We start from the raw sequence: 8,052 nt of genomic DNA, 5'->3' as shown, positions 1-8,052 counted from the left end.
TAATCAAGCAGTGGGTCAGAGTACGATTAGTCAAACGCTAACGAATTTGACCAATACAACTCAAACCGTAGTATACACCGTAACTCCAACCTCGGGAGCTGCTGGTAGTTGTGTAGGACCAACTTTTACGGTGACCGTAACGGTAAATCCAAAACCTGTTGTGCTAAACCAAACCGCAACAATTTGTAGTGGAACAGTATTTACAATAGCTCCAGTTAATGCAGCTCCAACTACTATTATTCCAGCAAGCACAACTTATACTTGGACGGTAGCAGCGAATGCGAATGTAACAGGTCAAAGTAATCAAACAGTTGGTCAAAATGACATTAGCCAAACGTTATCAAATAATACAAACATAATTCAAACGGTGGTGTATACAGTAACCCCAACTTCTGGAGATGCAGGAACATGTATTGGTTCAACATTTACAATCACTGTAACAGTGAATCCAACTCCAGTAATACCAAACCAAACGGCAGTTATCTGTAGTAATGGTTCCTTTAATACTGTTTTAACCAATGGTAATCCAAATGCAGCTACGATAATTCCAACAGGAACGACTTATAGCTGGAGTGCTCCAACTGTTACAGGTGGGGTTACAGGAGGATTGGCAGGAGTTTCTCAATCTAGTATTTTTGGTACATTAAGTAATCCAACTGCTTTAGTTCAAACAGCAACCTATACGGTTACTGCAACTTCTGGTGCTGCAGGAAGTTGTGTGGCTAGCACTTTTGATGTGGTGGTTACAGTAAATGCACTGCCAATCGTTACAATAGGAACTATTGCACCTGTAAACACAATGGATGTACAATTTTTGATTCCATATACAACTAACTTTACGCTAACGAATTTTAGCCTTTCGGCAAATAATTCTGCTGCTTTACCTTCATTTAGTGCAATTAATAATGCAAACATAACTACATCACCATTGGTAATTCCTTTGCCAACATCAATAAGTGTAGGAAGTTATAATTTTGATTTAATAGTTACGGATAGTAATGGATGTATTTCGTTGCCTACTAATGCTACATTGCAAATTAATCTTGTTAAAGTATTAGATAAAAACGGACAACGAATGGTGGTTCCTGCAAATGCAACAAATCAATATGGTGCTAGAGGTTATGGTGTTGGACGAACTGCAAATGGTCAGCTTATTTCTGCGCCATTAACCGCAAAAATTTCAACCAACTCTGTTTCTTCAATTACAAGTTCAGGTGCAATTTGTGGTGGAAATGTAATTAGTAATGGCGGTACCGCAATTACTTCAATTGGGGTATGTTGGAGTACTTCACCAAATCCTACAATAGCTAATACAAAAACAACACAAACAGGAATTTTAGGATCATTCACAAGTACATTAACCGGGTTAACTTCAGGGACGACTTATTATGTAAGGTCTTATGCAACTAATAGTTCTGGAACTAGTTATGGAAATCAAGTTAGTTTTACAACACCATAAATAGATTTAGTTTCAATTAAAAAATATAATAAACAATATGAAATTCATTAATTCAAAATATCTTTTAGTTTCTTTATTTACAATCGGAATTTTTTCCAATTCTATTTTAGCGCAAGAGATAAAGACAGAGGTTAAATCCAATATAAACAAATGGTCTTTTGAAATAAATTTTGGAACCAATAGAGCCGTTCGCCCTTTTGGAACAGGATACAATTCTAATGAAAAAGATTTTTTGGGTTCTCCGAGTTTAAATCATTTTGACTTTGGTTTTCGATACATGTTGAATTCTAAATTTGGTGTAAAAACCGATTTTGGTTTTGATGCAATAACCAATAAAGACGGTAATGGTTCGTTACCCTTTAAATCGATGCAAAGCCGATTTGGAATTCAAGGAGTTTTTGATTTAGGGAAGGTTTTTGAATTTGATACATTCACTAAAACAATAGGATTGTTAGCACATGGCGGAGTTCAGTTTTCGCAGTTTAAAGCGAAAAACGGACTGGATTATCAAGAAGCAGCTGTGCAAACTAATGGCGGTTATATGCTTGGAATTACTCCGCAAATAAAGCTAACCGATCGATCTGTATTAACTTTAGATTTTACAGTAATTTCAAATGTTAGACAACGTCTTAATTGGGACGGAACGGTTTCAGCTCAAGAAAATAATTTAGCCGGTTTATTGTATACTAGCGCGTTAGGTGTTACTTTTTATTTGGGAAAAAATGCAAATCATTCTGATTGGGTAACTGAAGTAAAATATCCTTCAATTGATCCTGAAATCCTTAAGAGACTAAGCCTATTAGAATCATTGCTAGTCGATACTGATAAAGATGGAATAGCAGATGTAAATGATCTTCAAAATAATACCCCAAGTGGAGTAATGGTAGATTCTAAAGGTCGATTTATTGATACAAATACCAATGGAGTACCAGATGAATATGAAACTCAGCTTATTGAAAATGCTAAAGTAGCTTTGCTTCAAGAAGAGTTGAATAAATCTGAAAAAAGATCTTCCAAAAATGTATTCAATAATAATCTAGTGAATGTATTTTATGATGTAGATAAAGACGAACCAAATAGTGCTTCTACAAATAGTATTTACGGCATGATTTCTTATTTGAAGTCCAACCCAACTATAAATGTAAAATTAACAGGGTATTCAGATAAATCTGGAAGTGAAAAATTCAATCAAAATTTATCGGAACGAAGAGTAAAAAAATTATATGACTTAATGATAGTGAGTGGTATTTCGGCATCTAGAATAAAAATAATTGGTCAGGGGGTGGATAATTCGGTGCCGTCTAATCCTAAAACGGCATTGCAATTAGCAAGAAGAGTTTCTATATTTATGGAATAATTAATAAAAGTAACTAGTTTGTTAAATTAATTACAGTATTTAATTACATTTGCACCCGTAAAATCGAAATAAAAAAGATTTTATCTAAGTCTACAAAAGGAGAGACAATAGTTGTTTCTCTTTTTTAATTAAAATTATATATGAAAAGAGTTGTTGAGTACAGAAAATTATTAGGGGTTGACAAAAATGTAACGCTAAAAGAGTTGAAAACCATTTACAGAAATAACATGAAGGACAACCATCCGGATAAATTTGTAAATGATGAAGCGGGAATGCTAGCTGCCGAAGAACAAAGCAAAAACATTATTAATGCCTACCATTTTCTTGTGAGCATTTCTAACGAAACAATAGAAAAAAATCTTCCAGAATATCAAGATACCATCAATAATTATAATATTCTTGACTTTAATTATGAGAAACAAACTCTAATTATTACTTATGTAAACGGAGTTTCTTATGAATACATTGGGGTTCCAAGAAATATATATGTGAAATTTGTAAATGCAGATTCTACGAATCGTTTTGCGAAACGTCACATTTACGGTAATTTTATTTACAGAAAATCAGGAGAAGGAACTGAAGATTAATTCTGTAAGTTATCATATAAAAAAAGCCTTAATTTATTAAGGCTTTTTTTATTGGTATTGAATGTAATTAGATTGCGTTTACAATAGCAACAAAGTCATCTGCTTTTAAAGCGGCACCTCCAATTAATCCTCCATCTACATCTGGTTTTCCAAAAATTTCTTGCGCATTGTCTGGTTTTACGCTACCACCATAAAGAATAGAAACGTCTTCGGCTACATCACTTCCATACTTGTGTCGGATGGTTTCTCTAATAAAAGCATGCATTTCTTGAGCTTGATCTGGGCTTGCCGTTTCTCCGGTTCCAATTGCCCAAACAGGTTCGTAAGCCAAAATAATATCTTCCCAAGATTCTTTTCCTAGGTGGAACAATCCATCGCGTAATTGGTTTTCAACTACATTAAAATGTTGGTTTTTTTGACGGTCTTTCAATTCTTCGCCAAAGCAAAAAATAACGGTCATGTCGTGTTTCAAAGCAGTATCCACTTTAGCAGCAATGATTGCATCGGTTTCATGAAAAATTGATCGACGTTCTGAGTGACCTAAAATTACCGTATTTACGCCAACGCTTTTTAGCATGTCTGCCGATATTTCTCCGGTGTATGCGCCACTTTCTGCTTGGTGTAAATTTTGTGCCGCAACAGTAATATTGGTATATTCTAAATGATCTACAGCAGAAGCTAAATTTACAAATGTAGGAGCGACTACAATCTGCGCCTCTTTGTCTAAAGGTAATTTATCTATTAATTCGTTTAGTAAATCTTCAGTTTCTTCACTGTTCTTGTTCATTTTCCAGTTACCCGCAACAATCTTAATTCTCATTTTTATAAAGTTTTTAAAGTAGTATTTATTTTATCCAAATCGGTTTCAATAGCACGATATATTTCAACCGAACCGGTTTTATTGATCACCATATATCTCGGAATCCAATCTATATCAATCGATTTTCCAAAAGTCCCTTTCATTCCTTCTGCATCATTTACCCAATAGTGATCACCTTGAAGTTGGTGTTTTTCTAATCCGGCTTTCCATTTGTCAAAGGACTTATCCATTGAAATAAAAATGTAAGAAACTTCTGGATTGTTTGCTTGCAACTCTTTTACTTTTGGCATAGCGCCCACACAATCTCCACACCATGAAGCCCAAATTTCAACCACTACGGTTTTGCCCTTGTATTTAGCTAACACTTCTTTAAAAGTGATTTCGGTGTTGTCAGAAGTAGTTAGAATTCCGTTTAAAGCTTTTTTTGAAAATTCTTTTGGCTGTGCATTACTGCAGGATATTGAAGCCATAGCGATAAGAAGTATTGATAGAATTTTTTTCATATTTTTATAGGAGTTATAATTTCGGATTCGTTTTCTTTAAATCGTCATACGATTTGTGAAGGTACTCATTAAATTCAGAACCGTTAAATTTATTATCGGTGATGCCCCAATAATATTTAATTTCATTTCCATTCCAAAAATATTTTACCCCAGGCGTATCTTTCCCTTTTCCTAAAATATTCCAAAACGGAATAATTTCAATAATTTTATACGGATACGTGGCTCCTGCTTCTTTGAAGAAATCCGGAATTAAATCGGCTTCCTCATTCATAAACAAAATAGATAATGGCGGCATCGAAGCGTCTTTTTTACGCATTTCGGTTAATTCTTTTGCAGCAGCGCGACAATGATCGCAACCCGGAACAAAATAGCACAAGATTTTTCTGCCTTTATCAATGCTAGCAAAATACTGCGCATTCCCCGATTTTACTTTCTTCGGCTCTTTTAAAAGTTCCGTTTCAATTTTGGCAATCGAATCCTTTTTTATAGGTGAATCTTTTTTTATGGTGTCAACTACTACAGTTGCTTCTTCAATTGAATCTTGTGGTGTTTCTACCATTGGCGAAACCGTAAAATTTGATGCAGGCGGTTGAATTGGCGCCAACATATAAATCCACAAAATGCTTGCAAACAAAATTGTAGTTAGTATCCAGAAATTCCCGTTATCTGAAACTTTTGGAAGTAATTTGTATAAATAAACCAATAACGCAACGGCAACAATATTTTTAATAATTGCTTGAATTGGAGTCATTGGAAGCAATTCGCCAAAGCATCCGCAGTTGCCTGAATTTCCTCCGCTTAGAAAAGTTACATAAGTTAAATGCCCTATGAAAACCAATAACAACAAGGTGGTAACCGGAATGATAAATTTACGCAGCCAGTTTTTTTGCAGCAGCAATAAACCCAATGCCATTTCAATTCCGATTAGGGTTCTAGAAAAATAAGGTGCTATAGTTTCAGAAAATCCTAAGGTGTATAATTGTTTTACTTCAAAGGTGGATATGGCAAAATAAGGCGAATCTAAAAGATGACCCTTAGAAAGTTTGGCCAAAGCCGAAAGAATAAAAAGTGCCGAAACAACAATTCGAATGGACCAAGAAATAGAGTTTTTTTTAGCTTCCATAACAGTAAATTTTATTGATAAAACGGTATTTTAATTTCCGAATTTCATTAAGATTAAGGCAAAAACCGAGTAATTAATCATATCTTGGTAGTTGGCATCAATTCCTTCCGAAACGATGGTTTTCCCTTGATTGTCCTCAATTTGTTTTACTCGTAGTAATTTTTGAAGGATTAAATCAGTTAACGAACTCACACGCATGTCGCGCCAAGCTTCGCCATAATCATGGTTTTTATCTTCCATTAATTTTTTGGTAAGCGCAATTTTAGCTTCGTATAATTCAACTGCTTTTGCAACGCCTAAATCGGGTTGATCGGCAACGCCCAATTCCAATTGAATCAAAGCCATGATACAATAATTAATGATGCCAATAAATTCTCCCGTTTCATCTTCATCTACTTTTCTGACTTCATTTTCTTGCAAACTTCGAATGCGTTGCGCTTTAATGAAAATTTGATCGGTTAAAGAAGGTAATCGTAAAATACGCCAAGCACTTCCATAATCGGTCATTTTTTTCTCAAATAAATCTTGGCAAACGCTAATTACTTTATCGTATTCTTGTGAAGTATTCTTCATTAATGGTATCTTTGTATATATTTTTCAAAAGTAAATAAAAAATAAGCAATAAGCAATAAGCTGAATTCCTTTAAAGCATATTGACTTGAGCATAACGCAAAATGATGACACTAAACTGCAACGGAAAATTGATTGATTTGACTTCCCCAAAAGTGATGGGAATCCTCAATGTGACGCCCAATTCATTTTATGACGGCGGAAAACATGTTGAAGCCAAAGCGATATTAAATCAGGTTGAAAAAATGCTTTCCGAAGGTGCCACTTTTATTGATGTGGGTGGTTATTCGAGTAAGCCCAATGCCGAGGAAGTTTCTGAAAAAGAGGAATTACAGCGCATTCTTCCTGTGGTTCAAAATATCAGTAAAGTGTTTCCAAATGCCGTTATTTCAATTGATACTTTTAGAAGTAAAGTGGCACAAGCTGCTATTGAAAATGGCGTAGCAATTATTAACGATATTTCAGCAGGAAATTTAGATGTCAAAATGATGGAAACTGTGGGTCAGTTGAAAGTGCCTTACATCATGATGCACATGAAAGGAACACCACAAACCATGCAATCTTTGGCGCAATATGAAAATATTGTAAAAGAAATGTTGTTTTATTTTTCAGAAAAAATAGCACTTGCTAGAAGTTTCGGAATTAACGATTTGATTCTCGATCCGGGTTTTGGTTTTGCAAAAACCGTGGACCAAAATTTTGAAGTGCTTAATAAATTGGATTTATTTCAAATTACTGTATTGCCAATTTTAGCTGGGCTTTCTAGAAAATCAATGATTTATAAAACATTAGACACTTCAGCCGAATTTGCGCTAAACGGCACCACTTCATTGAATACCATTTCGTTGCTAAAAGGCGCCAAAATTCTTCGCGTGCACGATGTGAAAGAAGCGGTAGAATGCGTTCAGTTATTCAATAAATTAAACTATTAAAATGAAATACTTTTTTGGAATAGCGTTCGCTTTATTACTACTTTCTTGCGAAGGAAATAAGGAAATTCAATTGCCAAAAGCCAATAAAACAATCGTTGCCGATGTGCAAGAACATTCGCCCATTTATATATTTTTCAAAGTAGAAGGCAAAGATACTATCGCTGAAGTCAACCGAAAAAATTCGATAAGTTCAACTAATTGGATTTTCAATATCGACAAGCGCTTGCCTTTGCGTTTGGTAGTTCCGGAATTGATAAAATTACAAGCCAAAAAGGAGGGAAGCATGCACAAAAATGAAGCCGCCGAAAACTTTTTTTCGTATGCAAATGATGTGAAAAAGACTATGGCTTTTTTACCATTTACAAAAGTGAAATATGTGATTGGAAAACCAAAAACTGGTGTGATTGTTTATTTTGCTAAAAACAATAAAGTAATAGTGGAAGGAGTTGAGGTAAAAAAAGAGGAATTATCAAATTATTTAGAAAATGTTTCAAAAGATAAATCCGTAAAAATCAATTTCTGTTTGGATAAGAATTGCAGTTACGATACTTATATAAAAAATGAAATTATTATTTGGAATTTAAAATTGGCAAGTTTGTCATTAAATTCCTTTCCAACACGCTTTGTCTATTAGTGAATTCACAAAGAGACTCTTCCTTCGTTAGTAGGACAACTTTGGGGATATAGTTTCTCTACCCAGA

Annotated in this window: 9 protein-coding genes; 5 read left to right on the top strand and 4 right to left on the bottom strand. The window is 34.4% G+C overall.

What is annotated here, in order from left to right; translation table 11 throughout:
* From ACKOWY_RS01985 to ACKOWY_RS01975, 3 genes are all read left to right on the top strand, one after another.
* Positions 1-1,459: PKD-like domain-containing protein (locus ACKOWY_RS01985; protein ID WP_408939763.1), on the top strand; the 1,459-nt coding region annotated here is incomplete at its 5' end.
* Between the two features lie 37 nt (positions 1,460-1,496).
* A complete protein-coding gene (locus ACKOWY_RS01980) occupies positions 1,497-2,816 on the top strand; it encodes an OmpA family protein (protein ID WP_408939762.1) in 1,320 nt (439 codons plus the stop codon).
* A gap of 140 nt (positions 2,817-2,956) precedes the next feature.
* A complete protein-coding gene (locus ACKOWY_RS01975; RefSeq protein WP_408939761.1) occupies positions 2,957-3,403 on the top strand; it encodes a KTSC domain-containing protein in 447 nt (148 codons plus the stop codon).
* 67 nt (positions 3,404-3,470) lie between these two features.
* On the opposite strand, the gene tpiA is transcribed toward ACKOWY_RS01975, so the two are convergent.
* The 4 genes from tpiA to ACKOWY_RS01955 are packed head-to-tail and all read right to left on the bottom strand — an operon-like array spanning position 3,471 to position 6,422.
* Complete coding sequence (tpiA, locus tag ACKOWY_RS01970) at positions 3,471-4,223, bottom strand: triose-phosphate isomerase (RefSeq protein WP_408939760.1); 753 nt, start codon at positions 4,221-4,223, stop codon at positions 3,471-3,473.
* A gap of 2 nt (positions 4,224-4,225) precedes the next feature.
* Positions 4,226-4,726 carry a TlpA family protein disulfide reductase gene (locus ACKOWY_RS01965; RefSeq protein WP_408939759.1) on the bottom strand — a complete coding sequence of 167 codons (501 nt, stop codon included), beginning with the start codon at positions 4,724-4,726 and terminating at the stop codon, positions 4,226-4,228.
* 13 nt (positions 4,727-4,739) lie between these two features.
* Positions 4,740-5,849 (bottom strand): MauE/DoxX family redox-associated membrane protein, encoded by a 1,110-nt coding sequence (locus ACKOWY_RS01960; RefSeq protein WP_408939758.1) that lies wholly within the window; start codon positions 5,847-5,849, stop codon positions 4,740-4,742.
* Between the two features lie 30 nt (positions 5,850-5,879).
* A complete protein-coding gene (locus tag ACKOWY_RS01955) occupies positions 5,880-6,422 on the bottom strand; it encodes a DUF1599 domain-containing protein (RefSeq protein ID WP_408939757.1) in 543 nt (180 codons plus the stop codon).
* 104 nt (positions 6,423-6,526) lie between these two features.
* Between ACKOWY_RS01955 and folP the strand changes: the two genes are divergently transcribed.
* Both folP and ACKOWY_RS01945 read left to right on the top strand, forming a co-directional pair.
* On the top strand, positions 6,527-7,351 hold the full coding sequence (gene folP, locus ACKOWY_RS01950; RefSeq protein ID WP_408939766.1) for a dihydropteroate synthase: 825 nt from the start codon (positions 6,527-6,529) through the stop codon (positions 7,349-7,351).
* 1 nt (position 7,352) lies between these two features.
* On the top strand, positions 7,353-7,985 hold the full coding sequence (locus ACKOWY_RS01945) for a hypothetical protein (RefSeq protein WP_408939756.1): 633 nt from the start codon (positions 7,353-7,355) through the stop codon (positions 7,983-7,985).
* Positions 7,986-8,052 lie beyond the last annotated feature (67 nt).

It is taken from the genome of Flavobacterium sp., assembly GCF_046073885.1.
In the GTDB taxonomy this organism is placed as follows: Bacteria; Bacteroidota; Bacteroidia; order Flavobacteriales; family Flavobacteriaceae; genus Flavobacterium.
The sequence above is the reverse complement of the archived record's forward strand: the minus strand, read 5'-3'. Positions and strand labels throughout refer to the sequence as shown.